Origin of the sequence: Streptomyces vastus (assembly GCF_039532825.1) — a bacterium.
GTDB lineage: Bacteria > Actinomycetota > Actinomycetes > Streptomycetales > Streptomycetaceae > Streptomyces > Streptomyces vastus.
This window is the reverse complement of the sequence record NZ_BAAASJ010000079.1, coordinates 18,048-39,481: the sequence shown is the minus strand read 5'-3', so window position 1 is coordinate 39,481 and position 21,434 is coordinate 18,048. Positions and strand designations below refer to the sequence as shown.

The window sequence follows — 21,434 nt, the reverse complement described above, 5'->3', positions numbered from 1 at the left end:
CGCGAGCGTGCTCAGTCATGGACCGTGACAGGAGCAACGCCACCCCCTCGCCGTCCCCTTCACCCTCACTCTCCCGTCGACAACTCCTCGCAGCCGCGGGCGCCGCCGGAGCCGTCACCGCCGTCGGCTCCGCGCCCACCGTGGCACAGCCGCGCACCGGGCTCTCGCTGTCCTTGTCCTTCTCCGCGGCCACCAACGGCTCCGCGACCCTCGCGCCCGGCGGCGACCGGCTGATCGCCGAGATCCAGAACGTCCTGTGGTCGCTGCCGCGCTCCGGAGGCAAGGCCGTCCCCCTCACCCCGGCCGGGCTCGAACCGAACCGGCCCGTGTACGCCCCCGACGGCAAGCTCATCGCGTTCTGCGCGTACGAGGGCGGCGGCTTCCACGTATGGACCATGCGCCCCGACGGCTCCGGCGTACGGCAGCGCACCGACGGGCCCTGGGACGACCGCGGTCCGGCCTGGTCGCCCGACGGTACGCGCCTCGCCTTCGCCTCCGAGCGCGGCGGCGATCCGGTGACCGGGAGCCCGTACCGCATCCATGTGCTGGACCTGTCCACCGGCGAACTGACCCGCGTCACCGGCCTCCCCGGGCAGGACGGTCCTCTGCAGGACGGGGCCTGGGAGGACTTCGACCCCACCTGGTCGCCGGACGGGAAGCGGATCCTGTTCGTACGCGCGAAGGGCGTCACCACCGCCTCCGGTCCCGCACTCGAGGCCCGGACCGTCGCCGCCGTCCCGGCCGAGGGCACGGGTCCGGTCGTCGTGGAGCACACCGAGACGCAGGCCGCGCAGGTCATGACTCCGGCCCTCGCACCGGACGGCCGACGCCTGGCGTATCTGCGGGTCACGGCATCACCCAACGGCTCGTGCACACTCGTCGTCGACGGCGAACCCGTCACCGTCGCCGGAGACATCGCGCCGGTGCCCCCGCGCTGGACGCCGGCGGGAGAGCTGCTGCTCACCGTGGACGGCCACTTCACCCTCGTACGACCGGAGAAACCGGCCGAGCCGGAAACCATCCCCTTCGAGGGCGCGCTGCCCGTGGACCGGCCGCGTTACCGCGTCAAGGAGTACGACCTGGGGGAGGGGCGGGCGAGACCGGTGCGCGGCATTCATCTGCCGGCTCTCTCGCCCGACGGGCGGCGGATCGCGTTCGCCGCCCTCAATTCGCTCTGGCTGGCGGACAGTTCGGGGGGCCGGGCGCCGCAGCGGCTGCGCCGGTCGGAACCCACCCGCTATCTCCTCGGACCCGTGTGGGCGCGCGACGGGCGCTCCCTGCTGTACGCCGACGACCGCGACGGACTGCTCGGCGTGTACCGGCGAGATCTGGCCACCGGAGAGGAGACCGCGCTCGCGACCGGCGGGCGGGTCCATCCGGCGCTCTCGCCCGACGGCACACGGCTCGCCTGCCTCGACATGACCGGGCAGCTCGTCGTCCGCGACCTGGAGTCCGGTACGGAACGCGTGCTCGTGACCCCGCTGGGCGCGGGCGGGCTGCCCGGCCGGCCCAGTTGGTCGCCCGACGGGCGATACGTCGCGCTCTGCGACCGGGGCCGCCTCAACCTCCGCTTCCGCGAGGGCTACAACCTCATCCGGGTCGTCGACACCACCACCGGCACCGACCGCCTGCACTCCGTCGCACCCCATGTCTCCCTCGCCGACCGGTACGACTCCGGGCCCGCATGGTCGCCCGACGGGCGCTGGATGGCGGTGATCGTCGAATCCGCGCTCTGTCTGCTGCCGGTCGCACCCGACGGCACCCCGCGCGGCGCCCTGCGCACCCTCACCACCGAACCGGCCGATCATCCGTCCTGGTCCGGTGACTCCAGGACGCTGCTGTACCTGTCGGGCGCCCGGCTGCGGCTGACCGACATCGACGGCGGCCCGGCGCGGACGGTCCGCGCACCACTCGATCAGCGCAGGCCCGCACCCGCCGACGCGGTGGTGCACGCCGGTCAACTGTGGGACGGGGCAGGCGAATCCGTATGGGACGACGTCGACATCGTGGTACGCGGCGGACGCGTCGCCGCCGTCGAACCGCACCGCCGGCGCGGCGCGCTCAGGCGCATCGACGCCTCGCGCCACACCGTCGTCCCCGGGCTGTGGGACACGCACACCCACCCCTGGCAGATCACCTACGGCGGACGTCAGACCGTCGGCCAGCTCACCTACGGCATCACCACGGCGGTGTCGCTCGGCGGATTCGCCCATGAGCAGGCCCGGATCCGCGAGGCCGTGGCGACGGGACAGTTGGCCGGACCCCGGCTGCTGACCACGGGGGAGCTGCTCGACGGGGCCCGCGTCGCCTACAGCATGGGACGCGCCCATGGCACCAGGGACGGGCTGCGACGCTCGTTGGAGCGGGGTGCCGCGCTCGACTGGGACTTCGTCAAGACCTATGTCCGTGCGCCGAGTTGGGTGATGGAGGAGGCGGCGCGGTTCGCGCACGAGCGCCTCGGCGTACGGACGGGCGGCCATCTCCTGTCGCCGGGCGTCCAGCTCGGCCAGGACCTGACGACCCATCTGCAGGCCACGCAGCGAGGGGAGTTCGGGCACGCGGTGACCGCGTCCGGGCGCGCGTACCAGGACCTGGTGGAGATCTACAGCGCGCGCGGCGTCAACTTCGGTCTCATCGCCACGCCGTTCACCTCCGCGCCGCTCCTCGGCGCTGACCTGGGGCTCGCCGACGACCCCCGGGTCACCGCCGTGATGCCGCCGTGGGACGTGGCCCTGGTCCAGCAGTCCACGGGCGTGCCACCGACCCCCGCCCAGCTGGCGACGCTGCGTACCGAGACCGACATCTACCGGCGGATTCTCGCCGCGGGCGGCCTCGTGGCCCTCGGAACCGACCAGCCCCTCGTTCCCGTCGGTCTCTCCCTCCACCTCGGACTGCGCGCCCTGCACCGGGGCGGGCTGTCCCCGGCGGCGGCCCTGCGCACCGCGACCGTGCTGCCCGCCCGGCTTTTCGGCGTCGACGGGGACCTCGGCACCGTGCAGCCGGGCAGGCTCGCCGACCTGACGGTGGTGGACGGCGATCCGTTCACGGACTTCGACACCCTCGTCCGCACGGTCTCCGTACTCCGCGGTGGGGTGCCGTACACGACCAAGGACCTGGTGGCCTCGTACGAACCCGAGACCCGGCGCTCGAAGGAGAACGCGAAGAAGGACTCCACGGAGAACTCGATGGAGAAGGCGGACTGGCTCGAAGTGGGCCGACTGATGCGGCGGGAGGGTTGCTGCGACGCGGGGCAGTGAGCCTACGATCCCCACCGTGATCGACCGCACGTCCCAGTCCGGCTCCCCGTCCGACTCCCAGACCCATGACGTCCTGCGCCTGTTGCACGGCGTACTCGGCGCGGACGTCGTCGGTGTCTACCTGCACGGCTCCGCCGTACTCGGCGGTCTGCGACCGGGCAGCGATCTCGATCTGTTCGTCGTCGTGCGACGACGAACCACGGAGCAGGAGCGGCGGGCCCTGGTCCACGGCCTGCTCGAGGTCTCCGAGTGCCAGGCCCGGAGTGGACCCGGCCGCCGCCCCGTCGAACTCACCCTCATCGCCCAGGACGACGTCCGCCCCTGGCGCTGTCCGCCCCACTGCGAGTTCCTGTACGGCGAGTGGCTGCGCGACGAGTTCGAGCGCGGGATGGTGCCCGCTCCCGCGCCCGCGCCCGATCTCGCGCCGCTCATCACGATGGTGCTGCTCGGGAACGCCCCGCTGTTCGGCCCGCCGCCGGCGGACGTTCTCGATCCCGTCCCGCCCGAGGACCTGCGGCGGGCGATCGTCGCCGGTGTGCCGGAGTTGCTCGCCGAGCTCGAGTCGGACACCCGCAACGTCCTGCTGACCCTCACCCGTATCTGGACGACGCTGGAGACCGGGGCGATCACGTCCAAGGACGCGGCGGCTGACTGGGCCCTCGACCGTTTGCCTGACCAGTACCGGTTTGTACTGGCCCGTGCCAGATCGATCTATCTCGGGGACGAGAAGGAGTCTTGGGACGGACTGATGCCGCAGGTCCGCGCGCTCACCGATCACCTTGTTGCTCAACTGAACGCACAGTAGCGCGAGTTGTAGGCCGGTTCGCGTTCGGAACGCGACACGTCCTGTTGCATGCTTGGTCATTGGTCGTGCGCTGCCGCAACGAAAGTGACGAAAGTCGGCCACAGAGCGTCTTCGGCGGTATACGCTCCCGGCACCCCACGTTCGAGTCCGTGCGCGTGGGGGCCGGTCACCCCGGCCTGCTCGTGTGCGGGTTCAACGGAAAGCCGCTCCGAGACACATACCGAACAGTCTGCTGTCGTACCGCCTCACCGGGACCCGGTGAGTCCCAGCCGGCCCCGGACAGCTCCCCGCTCCCGGGTGCCGGTTCACCTGGCGCACCCACCGGACGAACGAGCCGTACGAAACCAGTCCGGTGCGGTGACTTGTCACTTACGAGGAAGAAGACCATGCGCGTCCGCATCACCGTAGCCGCGGCCCTGTCCGCAGCCCTGTCCCTGTCCCTCGCCGCCTGCGGTGAGAGCGGCGACGTGGGCAGTTCAGGAGACGAAACCGTCGGCATAGCGATGCCCACAACGGACTCCCCGCGGTGGATCAGCGACGGCCGCAGCATGGTCGACCAGGTCAAGGGCTTCGGCTACGGCGCCACGCTGAAGTACGCCGAGAACGACCCGAAGGCTCAGGTCGAGCAGGTGCAGGCCATGATCGACGACGGTGTGGACGCCCTGGTCATCGCGGCGGTCGACGGACGCGCGCTCACGGATGTGCTGCGCAAGGCGAAGTCCGCGAAGATTCCCGTGATCTCGTACGACCGCCTGATCCTGGGCAGCCCCGACGTCGACTACTACGCCACCTTCGACAACGAGCAGGTCGGCGAACTCCAGGGCGACTTCCTCGTCGAGCAGCTGGGGCTGGTCAACGGCAGCGCCAAGGGCCCGTTCAACGTCGAGCTGTTCGCCGGCTCGGCCGACGACAACAACACCCGCTTCTTCTTCAACGGCGCGATGAAGGTTCTGAAGCCCTACATCGACAGCGGCGAACTCGTCGTGAAATCCAGGCAGACGAAGATGGACGATGTCACGACCCTGCGCTGGGACGGCGTCAGGGCCGAGAAGCGCATGAACGAACTGCTCGACTCCCACTACGCGAACGAGCGCGTCGACGCGGTCCTCTCCCCGTACGACGGCATGTCCATCGGAATCATCAAAGCCCTGAAGGCGCACGGCTATGGCGATGGAGACAGACGCCTGCCCATCATCACGGGACAGGACGCCGAGATTCCCTCGGTGAAGTCGATCATCGCCGGTGAGCAGACGCAGACCGTCTACAAGGACACCCGCGAACTCGCGCTCATCACCTCGTACATGGTCAACGCGGTAGTCCACGGCAAGAGTCCGGCGGTCAACGACAAGAGCACCTACGACAACGGCGAGAAGATCGTGCCCGCCTACCTGCTGGAACCCGTGAGTATCGACAAGGAGAATTACAAGAGGGTGCTCATCGGCGGGGACTACCTCAAGGAGAGCGACCTCCGCTGAGGCCCCCGACCTGAGGCCCCGGTCAGTGCACGCCGTGCGGCCGGAACTGGATGCTGATCCGGGGCCCGGCCGCCCGCGTGGTCTTGGGGATCGCGTGCTCCCAGGTGCGCTGGCAGGAGCCGCCCATCACGAGCAGGTCCCCGTGGCCGAGCGGGCGGCGTACGGTGCTGCCGCCGCGCCGGTGCCGCAGGAGCAGATCGCGCGGCGCGCCCACGGAGAGGACGGCGACCAGCGTGTCCTCGCGCGCGCCCCGGCCCGTACGGTCCCCGTGCCAGGCCACGCTGTCCCTGCCGTCCCGGTAGTAGCAGAGCCCGGCGGTGGTGAACGGCTCCCCCAACTCCTCGGCGTAGTACGAGGAAAGGGCGTCCCGTGCCTCGTACAGGACGGGGTGCGGCAGTACGTCGCCGGCGCCGTAGAAGGCGAGCAGGCGCGGGACGTCCACCGTGTGCTCGTACATCTGCCGCCGCTCGGCCCGCCACGGCACCTCGGCGGCGAGCTGTGCGAACAGCGCGTCGGCGCCGCTCAGCCAGCCCGGCAGCAGATCGATCCAGGCGCCATCACCGAGCCGGGTCCTGCGCAGCTCGTGCAGCGGGCCGAGGCCGATGTCGTCGGTCTGGTCGAAGAGCGAGCCCTGGAGATGGGTGGACATGGGTCCAGGTTACGCTCGTATTCGAATATCTGTACGGTACCGGGCTGGGCCCTGTCGGCCCAAGGTCAGCAGGACGATCGCGGTGCCCGCGCTCACCAGGCCGGCCCCGCGGCGACCGGCCACACTCCAGTACCGGCGCCCGCCGGCGCCAGGCCGATGTACTGCACAGCCACGCCCAGACTGGCAACCAGACCGTCCACGGTCGCCGGCGTGGGGAGCGCTGTCCGGGGGCGGCAGCGGCTCGGCCATGCATTTCCTCAACCAGGGGTTGAGCTCCCGGCTTGATGTCCAGGTCGACGGCCCGTACGAAATCGACGTCCACGCCGCCCTTCACGAGCTGCTCGGCGACGACAGTGGCGAGGCTTTCCGTGTTGGACGGTTCGGGTGAGGCTTTGAGGGTGCAGTTGATGATCGGTGCCTTCATGGCGACGACGGGTATCCACCGGAGTCCGTTCCCCCCACACGGAGTCGGGCCTCAAGTCTCGAACCCGTTCTGGGTCTCAGGTCTGGTTGCCCTTCGGCCTGCCGCGCTGGTCCGGCGTTCCGTGGGGTGGCGGGTGGGTCGCCTCCGCGGCGGTGGCGGGCGACACCGTCCGGCCCGCGCGCTGCGGGGACTGTTCGGGGCGTACGGCCGTGGGGTCGCCGCCCGTGGGTTCCGCCCCGGAGGCGAGCTCGGCCAGCCGCGCCTTGATCATCTCCACCACCGGCGTGCGGTTCGCGTGAGCGCGCTCGTACGCCAGTATCTGCTCGACCTGGTCTGTGGACAGCGCCCTGATGCGGGTCCGCAGACCGCCCAGCGGCAGGTGGTCGTAGTCGGGCAGGGGCAGGGTGTCGCGGTCGGTGTGACTCATGTGCGTGTTCCTTCCCGTTCCTTCCTGGCAGACGGCGCGCCCCCTGCGTCGAAGGGATCCATGCGTCGAGGCAGCCCGTGCGCTGAGGGTTCAGGTCCGCCCCGCGCCACCGCTGCCGAAGCCTCCGCTGGAGTTCTCGTCCCACTTCGGGGCCTTCTGGTCCGCCGCGCGGCGAGTACGGAGGTTGCCGTGTGCCCGCAGCCGATGCGGGGTGGTCCGGTGACGGCCGTGCGGTACCTCGGCGGGCTCCCGCCGCTCGCGCACCTCGTGCACAGGGCCAGAGTCGGGCGGCCTGGGCTGCGCCTCGGGGCGCGGCGGTGCGGGCTCGCGGGCGCGGATCCGGCGGCCACGCCACACGGCCCAGATCAGGGCGCCGACGATGACGAGCCCCACCAGGAACGGCACCACTCCGCCCACCACCGCGGAGTCGACGGCCAGTCGTGTCGTGACGATGTCCATCACCCGCGAGTACCCGGCGCGGGCGACCGAAACAGCGGCCTGCGGCCCTCGTTCTGCATATCCCGGGTCGCTAATTCCGGGTATTTCGCTGGGCTCGTCACATTCCGGAACCGGTCGATGGCTCGGCGTCACGCCATTCCCCGTGCCGGTGGATCGACCGGGTTCTGCCGGCCGGGTTCTGCCCACTGGGTTTGAACGACAGCGTTTGGGTGACTGAATATGGGGCAAAAGGCGTGATAAGTGCTTCGGACAGGAGGCACGTCCGTGGGAGCTGGTCCGCCAGATCGCGGGTGTGTTCCGAGCGGTTCGTGTGCGCCTTCTCCCATGGTGACTGTCTCGGCACCTTCTGAGGGAGATGCGACGCACCATGCGAGTCACCGTCAGATCGAAGCAACACCCGCACGATGACGCCCCCGACACGGCCGCGGCCTTCGAAAGGCTTGCCGCTCTGCCCGAGGGGCCCGAGCGCGGCGCCCTGCGTGACGAGATCGTCCGCGCATGGCTGCCCATGGCCGACCGCATCGCCGCTCAGTACCGGGGGCGCGGTGAGGCGGTCGAGGACCTTTGCCAGGTCGCGGCACTCGGCCTCGTCAAGGCGGTCGCCCGTTACGACCCGGACCGTGGCTGCGCCTTCGAGAGTTACGCGATCCCGACGATCACCGGCGAGATCAAGCGTCATTTCCGGGACCACATGTGGGTCCTTCACGTACCGCGCCGGGTCCAGGACCTGCGCAACCGGGTCCGTACGGCCGCGAAGGACCTCTCGCAGACGTCGTCCGGCCGTCGGCCCACCGTCGCCGAGATCGCCGAGTACGCGCGGATGAGCGAGGACGACGTACGAATCGGTCTTGAAGCCCTCGACAGCTTCACCGCCCTCTCGCTGGACGCCGAACTGCCGGGCAGCGACGACGGTTACGCTCTGGGCGACGTCCTCGGTGAGCCCGACTCCGGGTTCGATCTGGTCGTCGACCGCGAGGCCGTGAAGCCCTGTCTGCAGGAACTCCCCGAACGCGAACGAACCATCCTCTACCTGCGCTTCTTCGGAGGCATGACCCAAAGCCGCATCGCGAACCAGCTGGGCATATCGCAGATGCACGTGTCCCGGCTGCTCAGCGCCTGCTGCGCCGAACTGAGGGAGAAGGCCCTCGCCGAGAAGGCCGCCTGATGGCCGACAGGGCCGGGTGTTGTCCGGCCCGCGGTCGTGTCCGCGCCGGTGTCCCGGAGCGGACAAACCCGGACGCCCGGCGCCGGTGGTCCCCGGGCCGGGCGACCGAGCGGCGAGCTCACTGCCGAACCCTCCCGGGAGCGGTTTGCCAGTGGACCGCCGCTTTCCGAAATAACCACATGGACGGATCCGAAACGCTCTCGGGTCCGTCCGAACGAAACGGTAGCTCTCCCCTGTTGGGGAATCTGTTGAGGAACCGGATTGGGGAATTTCGAAGAATACTGACGGGTCCGACGGGTCCGACGGTCCATGGCCGGAGTTGATGAGCCGAGGCGATTACGGCGATTCCCCAAGTGGTGGTCCACCGGGAATCTGTGTCGGCCCGTAACGATCGAGTGTGTCTTCCAGCGTGGCTCGAATATCGTGTGGGAGATCGCCTTTCTGCCCCCAGATGATGATCAGCTCCGCCACATTCCGCAGTTTGATGTTCGTGTGCTGGGAAACTTCCCGCAGAACGGCCCAGCCCTGCTCGGGGGTTACCCGCCCCAGCGCGACCATCATGCCGATCGCCTGGTCCACGACGGCATGCGAGGTCACGGCTTCCTTAAGCTGGCCGACCTCTTCCTGCAACGCGACGATCTGGGCCGTTTCGTCAGGCGCGGTCGCCTCCTGCGGGCCACCGGCCGGCTCGACAGCTCCCGAACGGGTGTGTGAGGTCATCGTCCCCTCCGGGTCGGAGCGCTGACGTGTTACTCCATCGTCGCCACTTGCCCGACCGTGTGCCAGTGCGGGCGGCCGCGATCGCATGCGGCTCACTCACTGTGGCGAAAGGTGCACAAATTGCGAAGGTGAAAGCCGGGGCGCAGGGTGGATACGCCAGTCCAACTCCCCGCAAAGGACGGATCACCATGGCTAAGGCAAAGGGCAAGGCCAAGCAGATGAAGGGCAAGATGAAGGAGGCCACCGGCAAGGCCACCGGCGACCGGACCCAGGAGGCAGAGGGCCGGGGCGAACAGATGTCGGGCCAGGCGCAGGAAGCCGAGCAGAAGGCCGCCGACCGCGCGAAGAGGACCGGCCGGTAGGCCCGGCTCGCCGGCGCGATGAACCTCCGGCGGCCGTATCGGGCTCGCCCGTACGGCCGCCGGAGGCGCTTTGTGCGACGGTTCTCCACCTGACTGCCCACCGGTGCACCGGGTACCCGTCGCGTATGCGCAAGATCATGCGGCGCCCGTCCGGGCGCAAGAAGGAGCCCCGTACCGCGGCCGAAGAGGCCCTGGAGGAAGTCAAGGAGCAGGGGCACGAGGACGACACGGACACCAGCGAGGGACGGGACCGCGGGCCCGGTGACCCCATCACGCCGAGCCCCCGAGCGAACCGCGAAGCCACCGAGGTGGACGGCTCCGACTGAGCGGTACGCCTCCACCCGCAGTCACTTCCGAAGGGAAGCCGGTCACCGTGGACCACACGCAAGCCCCCGTACTCGAGGCCCTGCGGCGCCATCACGAACGCGGCGAACTCGCCTTCACCCCGCCCGGCCACAAGCAGGCACGAGGCGCCGACCCTCAGGCCCGGGCGATCCTCGGTGACGCCGTCTACCACACCGACCTCCTGGCTTCCGGGGCCTCGACGACCGGCGTACGAGAGGTGATGTGCTGCTGCGTGCCGAGCGGCTGATGGCGGACGCGGTGCACGCCGAGCGCACGTACTTCACCACCTGCGGCAGCTCCCTGTCCGTCAAGGCGGCCATGCTCGCCTTGGCGGGCCCGAGCGAAAAGCTCATCGTGGGACGCGACGCCCACAAGTCGGTGATCTCCGGGCTGATCCTCTCCGGCATCGATCCGGTCTGGGTCGATCCCCGATGGGACGAGAAGCAACGCTTCGCGCACGCACCCGGCCCGGAGGACTTCGAGGAGGCGCTCAGCCGCCACCCGGACGCGCGCGGCGCCCTCGTCACCAGCCCCACCCCGTACGGCGGATGCGCCGCCGTGGGGGACATCGCGGACATTTTCCACGCACGCGGCCTGCCCCTCGTCGTCGACGAGGCCTGGGGCGCTCATCTGCCCTTCCACCCGGAACTGCCGTCCTGGGCGATGGACGCCGGAGCGGACGTCTGCGTGACGAGCATCCACAAGATGGGCAGCGGACTGGAACAGGGTTCCGTCTACCACCTTCAGGGCTCCCTGATCGACACGAACACCCTCCAGTCGCGCGCCGACCTGTTCGGCACCACCAGCCCCTCGGTCCTCATCTACGCGGGACTCGACGCCTGGCGCCGCCAGATGGTCCTCCATGGCAAGGACCTCCTGGACGAGGCGCTGCGACTCGCCGCGGACGTCCGCCGCGCCATCGACGAGATCCCCGGCCTGCACGTCCTCGGCCACGACGACCTCGTCGGACCCGGCCTCTCCGTGGACTTCGATCCGCTGCCCATGGTCATCGACGTCAGCGGACTCGGTACCAGCGGCTACCGCGCGGCCGACTGGCTGCGCACCCGGCACCACATCGACGTACACCTCGCGGACCACAGGCGCATCAACGCCCAGCTCACCCACGCCGACTCGGCCGCCACGACCCAGCCGCTGATCGGTGCCCTGCGCGACCTCGCCGGGCACGCCGGGGAACTGGCGGCCGGGCAGCCGGACATCGACGTACCGAGCGGTGAGGACATGCGGCTCGAACAGGCCTGCCGGCCCCGCGACGCGTACTTCCGACCTTCGGAAGCCGTGCCCCTGGAGCGGGCGGCCGGTCGTGTCGCGGCGGAGACGATCACGCCGTACCCGCCCGGCATCCCGGCCGTCCTGCCCGGAGAACGGCTCACCGAGCCCGTCCTGCGCTACCTGCGAACGGGCCTGCGGGGAGGCATGAATCTCCCGGACGCCTCGGACCGAGAACTGGCCAAGATCCGCGTCGTGGCATGAGCCTCAGCGGCGTAGCGCCGCGGGCCGCTCGCGGACGACGTCACGTGCGGATTTGTCGTTGCGCAGCCCGAGGAACCGCGGATGCCGCAGCATGCCGTCCCGCGTCCACTCGGTGAACTCGATCTGCGCGACCAGTTCCGGCTGCGCCCAGTGGGTACGCGGCTCCCGCACCCGGTCGGCGAAAGGCGAGGCCGACGCGCGGAGTTCGTCCAGGCGCTCGCGGAGGGCGGCCAGGGTGCGATGGTCGAAGCCCGTGCCCACCTTGCCCGCGTACCGCAGCCTGTCCCCGTCGTAGTAGCCGAGCAGCAGCGCACCGAGCCCGACACGGCTGCCGGCCGGTTCGGTGAATCCGGCGACGACGAACTCCTGACCCTGGGAGCACTTCAGCTTGAGCCAGTCCGGCGAACGGCGCGGCTGGTAGCGGCTGTCGGCCCGCTTCGCGATCAGCCCCTCCCAGCCATGGGCGCACGCCTCGGCCAGCAATTCTGAGCCGCCCGCGTTGCGATGCGTGCTCATCCGCAGCGGGGTGCGGAACGCCAGGGCGCGACGCAGCAGCGACTTGCGGGTGCGCAACGGCAGTTGTGTGGTGTCGGCGCCGTCCAGCCGCAGCAGATCGAAGAGGTAATACGTCACGGCGACACCGCTCGCCTCGATCTCCCGCCGCCGGGTGAGCCCCATCCGCTGCTGCAGCCGGGCGAAGTCCGTCCGGCCGTGCGCGAACGCGACGATCTCGCCGTCCACCGTGAAGTCCGTGCACGACTGCTCCTCGAGCGCCTCGACGATCTCCGGGTATGTGTCGTTGAGCCGCCTGCCCGTGCGGGAGAGCAGCAGCACCCGCCCGTTCTCGCGGACCGCCAGCACCCGGACGCCGTCCAGCTTCCGCTCGAAGATCCACCCGCCGGGGAAGTCGCGACGGTCGCTCAGCGTGGCAAGCATCGGCCGGTCGGCCAGTTCCACGCCGGGGCGTGCCGCGCGCAGCCGCCGGCTCTCGTCGGCGGACAGCGTGCCCAGGAGGTCGGTGTCGGTCATCGCCGCTCACTCCTCCCGGGCGACCTGCCGCAGGGTGCGCCCGCTGCGCACCGAGCGGGCCCGGCGCGGATCGGGCGTACCGGGGTCACCGGGCCGGGCCCGCTCGTCGTCCGTCTTCACCAGCAGCCACGCCTCGCGCTCACCGCCACGGAAACGGGTGAGGGCGTATCCGCCGTGCAGCTTCGAGCCGTCGAGCCAGAACCTGGCATGACCGCTTTCCAGGGCCTCGTCGAAGGGCACGGGCCGTCCCCGCCGGTCATGGCTCATGGGCCGGTACGTACCGCGGTCCCAGACGATGACCGTCCCGCCGCCGTACTCACCCTCGGCGATGACACCCTCGAATTCCTCGTACTCCAGCGGATGATCCTCCGTGGGCATCGCGAGCCGCTTGTCCTGCGGATCGGCCGACGGACCTTTCGGGACGGACCAGGACTTCAGTACGTCGTCCACCTGCAGCCGGAAGTCGAAGTGCATGGTGCTCGCGTCATGGATCTGCACCACGAAATGCCGTCCTTCGTCCGAGGACGCTTCGGACACGTCCTGGCCCCGAGGCTCCTCGGCACCCGGAGGCTCCTTGGTCCGGTCGAAGTGGCGCTTGCCGCGGTAGGTCCGCAGCCGGTCCTTCTCAGCCACGTCCGGCTCCTTCCCCCGACCCGTGGCTCCAGCGGGCCGGCACCGTCTCGCAGCCCCCGGGTACCCCGCCCGCACCCGGCCGACTCAGGACCCCGCGAGGCTGATGCCGAAGACGTCCAGTACGCCGTAGACGCCGAGGAACACGATCGCCGCGCTGCTGACGGCGAGCGCCGCCGTCAGCCACGGGTTGCCGCGGAAGCGCTTGTCGACGCCGGTGGACCGCAGCCGCCAGACCGCGATCACCACGGCGAGCAGGAAGACCCCGCCGCCGATGCCACCGATCTGCACCATCAGCACCGGCGACTGCACCCACAGGAAGAACGACGCCCAGACCGGCGGCAGGCAGCACGTCAGGATCTGGATCGTGCGCCGCCGTACGCGGACGTCGCGCCAGTCGATGACACCGAGCAGTCCGAGAGTGTTGGTCCACAGCCGCGGCACGCTGGCGGTCGACCCCACCAGCGTCGAGAACAGGACGGCGAACGCGCCGATCAGGAACAGGTACTCGGCCCAGGGGCCCATCGTGTCCGTGTAGATCCGGGACAGCGTGGTGATCATCGAGTTGCCCTCGGGGACCAGGCCCCGCGGGTGCAGCACAGCGGCGCCGATGACGTAGAAGGACAGCGTGCACAGGGTGCAGACCAGCCAGCCGGCGGCGACGTCCAGGCGCATCACCTTCAGCCACCCCTCGGCCCGCCGCGCCCGTTCCTCGCTGCCGTCGTCCGGGCCCGTCCAGCGGGCGTAGCCCTTCTCGATGCACCAGTAGGTGTACGTCGTCATCTCGTCGGCGCCGACACCGGTGATCCCGAACATGGCCAGCGCGATCCCGGCCGTGCCCGCCGGGATGAGGAAGCTGAACCCTTCGCTCAAATCGCGTGCTCCGTAACCGAATTCGGTCATCGGCAAGCCGAGCGCCAGCGCCACGGTGGCGAGGGTGAAGAGGACGACGGAGGCGAAGCACACCCGCTCCACCACGCTGTACCGGCCCGTACGCAGCAGGAGCACGGCGAGCGCGGTGACGACCACCGTCCACACGGCCAGCGAACGGTAGCTCAGTGCCTCCCCGGTGACCGGCCACATCACCGAACAGGCCGCCGCGGTACCGCCGATGATGCCGCCCCGCTGGAACATCTTGGCGAAGTCCATGCCGATCCAGAGCCAGTTGATCCAGCCCACGCGGCCGATACGGGGACCGACATCGCGGTAACCCTCCAACGCCGTACGGCCGTTGAGGATCGTCCAGCGGGCCAGCTCCATCTGCACCCACACCTTCACCGCGGTGCTGATGACGACCAGCCACAGCAGTACGAACCCGGCTTCGGCACCGAGCGAGGTGGTCACGATGAGCTCGCCCGAGCCGACCACGGCGGCCGACAGGACGAAACCGGGGCCGAGATGGCGCAGCCGCCCGGTGAAGGTACCGGGCGCCTCGCGGACGTCCTCGGCGCGCAGGGCGTACGGGTCGGGTTCGGTCGGTGGGGCCGCGGGTGCCGTCGGCGTGGTGGTTTTCGGCATGGCGGGTCCTTCGGGCGTCCGGCTTCGTCGCCGGACTCGGGGGCGGGGGAGCGGAGTTGGGGAGCCGTATTGGGGAGGGGAGCGGGGACGGGATGCGAGGAGGGAGGTCGTCAGGGTGCGGGGTGCTGAGGGGGCTCGCCCGCGAGGACGCGTACGACCTCCTCGGCGACCATGGCGCCCATCATGCGGTTGGCGTCCTGGCCGCAGGCCGCCATGTGCGGGGTGAGCAGGACGTTCGGGGCACTGCGCAGCGGGCTGTCACCGAGCGGTTCGTATGCGAAGGCGTCGAGCGCGGCGCCGCCCAGGTGACCGTCCTCGAGGAGCGTCGCGAGGGCGGTCTCGTCGACGAGACCGCCGCGGGCGGTGTTCACCAGCAGCGCGCCCCGCTTCATCGCGGAGAGCCGGGCGTGGTCCAGTAGCGGGCCGGCGCCGGGGGTCGCGGGCAGATGCAGGCTGACGACATCGGCGCGGGCCAGGCAGTCGTCCAGGGTGGCCGAGCGGGCGCCGAGGGCGCACATGTCCCGGGGGTCGACGTACGGGTCGTGCGCGAGCACCGTCATGCCGAAGGCGCGGGCGTACCTGGCCACGAGCTGACCGATCCGCCCGAAGCCGATCACGGCCAGGGTTCTGCCCGCGAGTTCGGGTCCGAACAGCTTGGGCCACTCCCCGTCCGCCACCCGTCGGCTCGCATCGGTGATCCGGCGGGTGGCGTCCAGGATCAGGCCGAAGGTGAACTCGGCGACCGCCCGGGAGTTGCTGCCGGGCGCGCACACCACGGGGATGCCGCGGGCCTGTGCGGCGCCGACGTCGATGGTGTCGACGCCGACGCCGTGCTTGGCGATGATTTTGAGGCGGTCCGCCGCGTCGATGACGTCCGAGGTGATCAGGTCCATGCCGACGATCAGGGCGTCGGTCTCCGGGATCCGCTTGAGGAGTTCGTCGGCGGGCAGCGCCTTGTCCTCGTACGGACGCAGGGGGCCGGCGCCCGCTCGCTCCAGGATCTGCCAGGGCTCGGCGGAGTAGCGGGAGAAGGTGGGCGTGGTGATGAGGGTCGTGGCCATGGTGGTCGTGTTCATGGGGGTCGTGGTCATGCGATCTCCCGGTCCGCCCAAGTGGGGCTCAGGCGGAGGTACTTGATCGTGCGGCGATGGTGGGTGAAGGCGATGTGCAGTGCGCCGTCCGGGGTCTGGACGACGGACGGGTAGGACAGCTCGCGGTTGAGGCCGTCACGGGAGTTGTTGGTCAGACAGTGGCCGTCACCGGTCTCCAGGTCCCGGCGCACCGGCCAGGTCAGGCCGCCGTCCGAGGAGACGGAGAGGGTGAGCGGCGCGCGTGGGGCGCCCCAGAAGGCGGCTCCGGTCGTGGGGGCGGCGGGCGCGTCCGCGTTCGGCCCGTTGTCCGTGTTCAGCCCGTCGTCGTCGATCTCGTCGTACAGCGAGACGCGGCGGGCGACGGCGTCCGCCGCGCTGCTGTGGTTGTGGACCAGCGCGAGACGGCCGTCGGCCAACGGGGCGTACTGGATCGAGGAGTTGTTGTTCGGCAGGTCCAGGGGGCGCGGCTCGGTCCAGCTCTCCCCGTCGTCGTACGACACGCTCCGGTACACGGCGTCGGCGCGGCGGCTGCGGAACAGGGCGAGGAGCGAACCGTCAGGCAGCGGGCGCACGTTCATGTGAACCAGACCGGTCGAACCCGGCACCGGAACCTCGCGCCAGCTCACCCCCTCGTCGTCGCTGACCATCACCGAGCTGGTGTCCCGATCGCCCGACCATCGCTCGCGCGGCGCGGCGATGCAGCGGAACACGGGCAGCAGCCGGCGGCCCGAGGGCAGCATGGTCACCGGCTGGCGCACAAAGATCCCGCCGTCGAAGAGCACGCGGGAGGGGCCCCACGTCTTTCCCTCGTCGTGGCTGACGCGCAGCCGTACCTCGGCGGTGTCCTGGCGTCCGGCCCGCTGCGCGGTGTGCAGCAGCCACCAGTCTCCGGACGGGTCGGTGAACAGCAGTGGGTTCTGCTCGGACCGGGTGTCGTCGTGGGAGAGCCGTTCCGGACGGGACCAGGTGTCACCGTCCGCGGGCAGCCGGGAGAACCACACCGAGATGTCCGCGACACCTTCCTGCGTCCCTCCGAACCAGACGCATCCCAGCTCACCGTCGGGTAACACGGTGAGGTTGGCGGCATGGTTCTGGACGGCCGGTGCGGACAGCCACGACTCGAAGCGACCCGTCTCGGTGGGGTGCGGGCGTACGACGCCGTCGGCGACGGCCGGGCCCGGCATCACCGGACCTGGCCTGTCGCGCGTACGGCGGTGAGGTGGCGGTACGCCACCTGCTCCAGGTGTACGAGGTCGCTCGCGACCGTGACGTAGGTGAAGCCCTCGGTGAGGCGCTTGGCGGCACTCGCGCCGTCCGCGTTGTGGATGCCGGCGGCTATCCCGGCGGCGGCTGCCGCTTCGCGCACGGTGACCAGTGCGGCCTCGAACTCGTCCGCGACCGTTGGGTCGGTGGAGCTGGCTCCGCCCAGCGCGATGCGTAGGTCGGAGGGGCCGATGTAGACGCCGTCGACGCCGTCGGTGGCGCAGATCTCTTCTACGTTCTTGAGGCCCTCTGCGGTTTCGATCATCGCGAGCACCACGGTTTGCTCGTGCGCGTCGGCGGGGTCGGGGCCGATGCGCAGGGCTGAGCGCATCGGGCCGTACGAGCGCCTGCCGAGTGGGGGGTAGCGTACGGCGGCCACCGCTGCGGCGGCGTCCTGTGCGGTGTCGATGAGCGGGACGATGACGCCGGCCGCGCCTGCGTCCAGGGCCTTGCCGATGGGCATGGGGTCGTTGGCCTCTACTCGTACCAGGCCTACTGCGGTTGAGCCCTTGGTGTCTATGGCGGTCAGGGAGGCGAGTACTCCGGCGTAGTCGATCAGGCCGTGTTGGGCGTCCAGGGCTACGTAGTCGTAGCCGAGGCGGGCTATTCGTTCGGTGGAGACGGGGGAGTCCAGGACGGACCAGTAGCCGACTAGGGGGTCGCGTGCGCGTAGCGCTGCCGCGAAGGCGGTGGGGGTCATGTGGGCTCCTCTTCAGCGGTTGTATGCGGGCATTGGGCCGCGTAGTGCCTTGCCGATCTCGTCGCAGGCCGCCGTGACGTCGGGGGCCAGTGGGCCATTGTTGGAGGCCGTGATGTTGGCCAGTAGGTGGGTGGTGCTGGAGCCGCCCAGGAGTAGGGCGTCGGTCGAGTCGCGGTCCAGGAGCCAGCGGAGGGCCAGGTCGGTGAGGGGGATGCCTGCGGCTTCGGCGATGGTGGAGAGTTGGTCCACTGCGGTGAAGAGGCGTTCGTCCCAATAGCGTTGGCGGTACATCTCGGCGACTTTGGAGTCGCCGAAGCGGCCTGATTCCGGGGGCTGTTCGAATCGGTGGCGGCCGGTGAGGAGGCCGCCGCCCAGGGGGTTGTAGACCATGGTGCGCAGGCCGGTGACTGCGGCGTATTCGACGTACTCCTCCTCTATGCGGCGGGCGAGGAGGTTGTGCATCTGCTGGGCGATGACGGGGTGCGGAGCTCCCAACTCGTCGGCGGTGCGGATGAGTTGGGATATCTGCCAGGCTGCGTAGTTGGAGACGCCGAGGGCGCGGATCTTTCCCTCGGCTACGAACTCGGCGACGGTGGTGAGGGTTTCGGCCAGTGGTGTCGCGCGGTCTGGCTGGTGGAGGTAGAACAGGTCTACCGAGTCGGTGCCCAGGCGCTTGAGGCTGCCCTCGAGTGCGGTCCGCAGGCCGGCTGCGGAAAGGGGGGCGTTGTCGCCCTGGTCGGGGTGGGGGATGCCGGCCTTGGTCGCCAGGACGATTCGGTCGCGGCGGCCTGGCAGGAGGCCGGCGAGGATGCGTTCGCTCTCGCCTCCCGCGTAGCCGTTGGCCGTGTCTACGCCGGTGATGCCTGCGTCGAGCGCGGCGTCGAGCATGTTGGCTGCTGAGGAGGCGTCGACGGTGTCGCCGAAGGTCATGGTGCCCAGTACCAGGCGGGAGAGCGGGACGGGGATGTTCGGCAGGTCGATGCCGGAGGTCACGTGGGTGGTCATGGCTCAGGCCGCCTTTCCGAGGCGAACCCGCGGATCGAGCAGCGGATAGGCCAGGTCGACGAGGAGTTGGACGAGGATCGCAAGGGTCGCGGTGACCAGGACGGTGGCCTGGATCAGCGGATAGTCGCGGGTCTCCAGGGCGCGTACGACCAGCGAGCCGACCCCCGGCCAGCCGAAGACGACCTCCACCACGACGACACCGTTGAGCAGTGCCGCGAAGCGCGTACCGAGTGCCGTCACCAGCGGCACGGCCGAGTTCGCGAGCGCGTAGCGCCACGTCAGCGCGGACTCGGACACCCCGCGGGAACGGGCCACGGTGATGTACGACGAGGCCAGCGCGGTGGTCATCTCCCGCCGTACCAGCCGTGAGACCAGGGCGAGTTGGAGGACGGCCACGGTCGCGGTCGGCAGGACCAGGCCGCTCCAGGTCGTGAAGCCGGAGGCGGGCAGTACCGGAAGGACCACCGCGAACACCGTCAGCAGCATCACACCGGTCCAGAAGTCCGGCATCGACTGCCCGGCGATCGTCAGCACATTGGCGCCCAGCTCCCTGCGGGTGCCGGCGCGGCGGGCCATCCACACGCCCAGCGGCACGGCCACCACGGTCGTGACCGCGATGGCGGAGACGGCGAGCGTGATGGTGTACGGCATCCGGTCCAGGACCACGTCGAAGGCGGGGGAGCTGAAGGAGTAGCTCGTGCCGAGGTCCCCCGTGAACAGGTCGCGCAGGAAGAGTCCGTACTGGACGAGGAGCGGATCGTCGAGCCCGAACTGTTCGCGGATGCGGGCGAGTTCGGCGGAGGTCGCGTTGGGGGCCGCGTACGCGGAGGCTGGATCGCCGGGCGCGAGGCGCACCAGCAGGAAGACTGTGGTCAGCGTGAGGAAGACGGTCAGCAGGCTCTGGCCGATGCGGCGGGCGAGGTACTTCGGCACGGCTCAGCCCTCCAGACGTATCGCGGTCAGGTCGTAGGAGTTGATCGCCTGGAGCGCCAGCCCCTGGACGCGGTCGCGGCGGGCAAGGAGCGTCTTGGGCGCGAAGGCCCACAGGCTGGGCCAGGTGTCCCAGACGGCGCGCTGCACCGCGGCAAGCCGCCGGTCCCGCTCCGCGTCGTCGACCTCGGTGGCGGCGGCCGAGAGCTGCCGCTCGATCCGAGGGATCACATAGCCCATGAACGCGTCGCCGGTACGCTCCTTCTCGGCCGTACCGCCGTACATCCCCTGCAGCATGGTGAGGGCCTGCCCTGTCGGGCTGCTGTAGCCGTTGCCGATGACGTCCCAGTCGCCGGCGCGTCCCTGACGCCACTTGAGGATGTCGCAGCCGGGCTGGAACTGCTGCAGCGAGGCGCGCACACCGACGTCCTGGAGCATGTCGAGCAGGGCCTCCATGACGGAGGTGTCGCCGGCGAACTCCCCTGACTCCCAGATGACTTTGATCCGCAGGTCGTCTGCGCCGAGCGACCGCAGCAGCTGCCGGGCCCGCCCCGGATCGAAGGCGTACGTTCCTGTCGGCACCGCACCCTGGAGGGCGAGCGGGACCACGCCGCGGGCCTCCTCGGCCGTCCCGGTCAGCACATCGTCGACGAGGGCGGTGCCGTCGATCGCGTACGTCAGCGCCTGCCGCACCCGGGGGTCGGCGAGCGGATGCCCCTCGGGCTTGCGGAAGTTGTAGAAGAGCTGGCACATGCGGACGCCGACGTTCTCCTGGACGGTGACGCCCGGCAGCCCGATGAGCTGTTCCGCGGAGTCCGGCGTCAGAGTGTCGACGACGTCGAGTTCACCGCTGCGCAGGGCGACGACACGGCTGGACTCCTCCGGTACGAACCGGACTTGGACCTTCTCGACCGACGGCTGCCTGCCCCAGTACCGGGTGTTGCGGGCGAGGGTGTACTCGCCGGCTCCGCTGTTCGCGCGGACGACGCGGTACGGGCCCGAGCCGAGTCCGGAGCGCAGTTCCTCGGGCCGGTTGGCCTTGGCCGGTGTGATGTGGATGTTGGCCATCAGCCGGTCGAGCACCGGCAGCGGACGCTCCGTGCGCAGCAGGAAGGTCCGCTCACCGGTGGCCTCGACGGTGGGCAGCTCCGGGAAGAGGCCGAGCAGGAACGAGCCGGGGACCTCGCCGTACATGCGTAATGCCGTGGCCACGTCCTCGACGGTGACCGGGCTGCCGTCCGAGTAGCACACGCCCTCGGGCAGCCGCACCGTCCACGCGGTGGGCTCGGTCATCTCGAACCGGTCGGCCAGGACGAGTTGGGGCTCCAGGTCCGGGCCGATACGGGTGAGCGCCTGCCGCACGGCGCGCTGCACGGTCACCGCCGCCTCGAACTGGTTCAGCTTGTTGTCGAGGCTCACCAGGGAGCGGTTCAGACCGAGGGTGCCGGGGCCGGGCGCGCCGGTGGGTCCGGCGCAGGCGGGCAACGGACCGAGGGCGACGCCCGCACCGCCGAGGGCGCCCCAGCGCAGCACAGTGCGGCGGCGGGGGCGACCGGACGGGGGGACACGATGCGGCGGCGTTGGGGTCATGTCGACCTTCTCGGTTCTGGGGGCGACCGGCTGTCGCTGACGCCGCCCGGGCACCGGACGACGAAGAAGTATCGCGCCAAAAAGGTGGCACGGTTGCGC

19 protein-coding genes and 1 pseudogene are annotated in these 21,434 nt (G+C 70.3%); 7 read left to right on the top strand and 13 right to left on the bottom strand.

Annotated features, from left to right (window positions below):
• Positions 1 to 17 precede the first annotated feature (17 nt).
• The 3 genes from ABD357_RS28795 (at position 18) to chvE (ending at position 5,537) form a co-directional block, all read left to right on the top strand.
• Positions 18 to 3,257, top strand: a complete 3,240-nt coding sequence (locus tag ABD357_RS28795) for an amidohydrolase family protein (RefSeq protein WP_344393934.1) — start codon at positions 18 to 20, stop codon at positions 3,255 to 3,257.
• Between the two features lie 16 nt (positions 3,258 to 3,273).
• A complete protein-coding gene (locus ABD357_RS28790) occupies positions 3,274 to 4,062 on the top strand; it encodes an aminoglycoside adenylyltransferase family protein (RefSeq protein ID WP_344393933.1) in 789 nt (262 codons plus the stop codon).
• Between the two features lie 386 nt (positions 4,063 to 4,448).
• Positions 4,449 to 5,537 (top strand): multiple monosaccharide ABC transporter substrate-binding protein, encoded by a 1,089-nt coding sequence (gene chvE, locus ABD357_RS28785; RefSeq protein WP_344393932.1) that lies wholly within the window; start codon positions 4,449 to 4,451, stop codon positions 5,535 to 5,537.
• Positions 5,538 to 5,559: 22 nt separating this feature from the next.
• Here chvE and ABD357_RS28780 read toward each other — a convergent pair whose 3' ends face one another.
• The 3 genes from ABD357_RS28780 to ABD357_RS28765 form a co-directional block, all read right to left on the bottom strand.
• Positions 5,560 to 6,186, bottom strand: a complete 627-nt coding sequence (locus ABD357_RS28780) for an alpha-ketoglutarate-dependent dioxygenase AlkB family protein (protein WP_344393931.1) — start codon at positions 6,184 to 6,186, stop codon at positions 5,560 to 5,562.
• Positions 6,187 to 6,686: 500 nt separating this feature from the next.
• On the bottom strand, positions 6,687 to 7,037 hold the full coding sequence (locus tag ABD357_RS28770) for a DUF8129 domain-containing protein (RefSeq protein WP_344393930.1): 351 nt from the start codon (positions 7,035 to 7,037) through the stop codon (positions 6,687 to 6,689).
• Positions 7,038 to 7,127: 90 nt separating this feature from the next.
• Positions 7,128 to 7,496, bottom strand: a complete 369-nt coding sequence (locus ABD357_RS28765) for a DUF6479 family protein (protein ID WP_344393929.1) — start codon at positions 7,494 to 7,496, stop codon at positions 7,128 to 7,130.
• Between the two features lie 367 nt (positions 7,497 to 7,863).
• Here ABD357_RS28765 and ABD357_RS28760 point away from each other — a divergent pair, with 367 nt between their 5' ends.
• Positions 7,864 to 8,661: an RNA polymerase sigma factor SigF gene (locus ABD357_RS28760; protein WP_344393928.1), complete on the top strand. Its 798-nt coding sequence runs from the start codon at positions 7,864 to 7,866 to the stop codon at positions 8,659 to 8,661.
• Between the two features lie 336 nt (positions 8,662 to 8,997).
• Here ABD357_RS28760 and ABD357_RS28755 read toward each other — a convergent pair whose 3' ends face one another.
• Entirely contained in the window at positions 8,998 to 9,381 is a 384-nt protein-coding gene (locus ABD357_RS28755) for an ANTAR domain-containing protein (RefSeq protein WP_344393927.1), read from the bottom strand.
• Between the two features lie 188 nt (positions 9,382 to 9,569).
• On the opposite strand from ABD357_RS28755, the gene ABD357_RS28750 reads away from it, so the two are divergent.
• From ABD357_RS28750 to ABD357_RS28740, 3 genes and pseudogenes are all read left to right on the top strand, one after another.
• Positions 9,570 to 9,743: a CsbD family protein gene (locus ABD357_RS28750; protein ID WP_344393926.1), complete on the top strand. Its 174-nt coding sequence runs from the start codon at positions 9,570 to 9,572 to the stop codon at positions 9,741 to 9,743.
• A gap of 125 nt (positions 9,744 to 9,868) precedes the next feature.
• Positions 9,869 to 10,069 (top strand): hypothetical protein, encoded by a 201-nt coding sequence (locus tag ABD357_RS28745; protein WP_344393925.1) that lies wholly within the window; start codon positions 9,869 to 9,871, stop codon positions 10,067 to 10,069.
• Between the two features lie 47 nt (positions 10,070 to 10,116).
• A pseudogene (locus ABD357_RS28740) lies at positions 10,117 to 11,579 on the top strand (aminotransferase class I/II-fold pyridoxal phosphate-dependent enzyme).
• A 3-nt stretch (positions 11,580 to 11,582) separates the two neighbouring features.
• Here the strand turns inward: ABD357_RS28740 and ligD are convergent.
• The 9 genes from ligD to ABD357_RS28695 form a co-directional block, all read right to left on the bottom strand.
• Positions 11,583 to 12,608, bottom strand: coding sequence for a non-homologous end-joining DNA ligase (gene ligD / locus ABD357_RS28735; RefSeq protein WP_344393924.1), 1,026 nt, complete (start codon positions 12,606 to 12,608; stop codon positions 11,583 to 11,585).
• A gap of 6 nt (positions 12,609 to 12,614) precedes the next feature.
• Positions 12,615 to 13,241 carry a DNA polymerase ligase N-terminal domain-containing protein gene (locus ABD357_RS28730; protein ID WP_344393923.1) on the bottom strand — a complete coding sequence of 209 codons (627 nt, stop codon included), beginning with the start codon at positions 13,239 to 13,241 and terminating at the stop codon, positions 12,615 to 12,617.
• A gap of 84 nt (positions 13,242 to 13,325) precedes the next feature.
• The gene (locus tag ABD357_RS28725) at positions 13,326 to 14,756 is read right to left on the bottom strand and encodes an Nramp family divalent metal transporter (protein WP_344393922.1); all 1,431 of its coding nucleotides are present in this window, start codon (positions 14,754 to 14,756) and stop codon (positions 13,326 to 13,328) included.
• A 110-nt stretch (positions 14,757 to 14,866) separates the two neighbouring features.
• Complete coding sequence (locus ABD357_RS28720; protein ID WP_344393921.1) at positions 14,867 to 15,847, bottom strand: phosphoglycerate dehydrogenase; 981 nt, start codon at positions 15,845 to 15,847, stop codon at positions 14,867 to 14,869.
• The gene (locus tag ABD357_RS28715; protein WP_344393920.1) at positions 15,844 to 17,031 is read right to left on the bottom strand and encodes a sialidase family protein; all 1,188 of its coding nucleotides are present in this window, start codon (positions 17,029 to 17,031) and stop codon (positions 15,844 to 15,846) included. The genes ABD357_RS28720 and ABD357_RS28715 overlap by 4 nt, the downstream gene beginning before the upstream one ends.
• The gene (locus ABD357_RS28710; protein WP_344393919.1) at positions 17,031 to 17,810 is read right to left on the bottom strand and encodes an HpcH/HpaI aldolase family protein; all 780 of its coding nucleotides are present in this window, start codon (positions 17,808 to 17,810) and stop codon (positions 17,031 to 17,033) included. Before ABD357_RS28710 ends, ABD357_RS28715 begins: the two co-directional genes overlap by 1 nt.
• Positions 17,811 to 17,822: 12 nt before the next feature.
• Positions 17,823 to 18,815, bottom strand: coding sequence for an aldo/keto reductase (locus ABD357_RS28705; RefSeq protein ID WP_344393918.1), 993 nt, complete (start codon positions 18,813 to 18,815; stop codon positions 17,823 to 17,825).
• 3 nt (positions 18,816 to 18,818) lie between these two features.
• Entirely contained in the window at positions 18,819 to 19,748 is a 930-nt protein-coding gene (locus ABD357_RS28700) for an ABC transporter permease (RefSeq protein ID WP_344393917.1), read from the bottom strand.
• A gap of 3 nt (positions 19,749 to 19,751) precedes the next feature.
• Entirely contained in the window at positions 19,752 to 21,335 is a 1,584-nt protein-coding gene (locus tag ABD357_RS28695) for an ABC transporter substrate-binding protein (RefSeq protein WP_344393916.1), read from the bottom strand.
• Positions 21,336 to 21,434 lie beyond the last annotated feature (99 nt).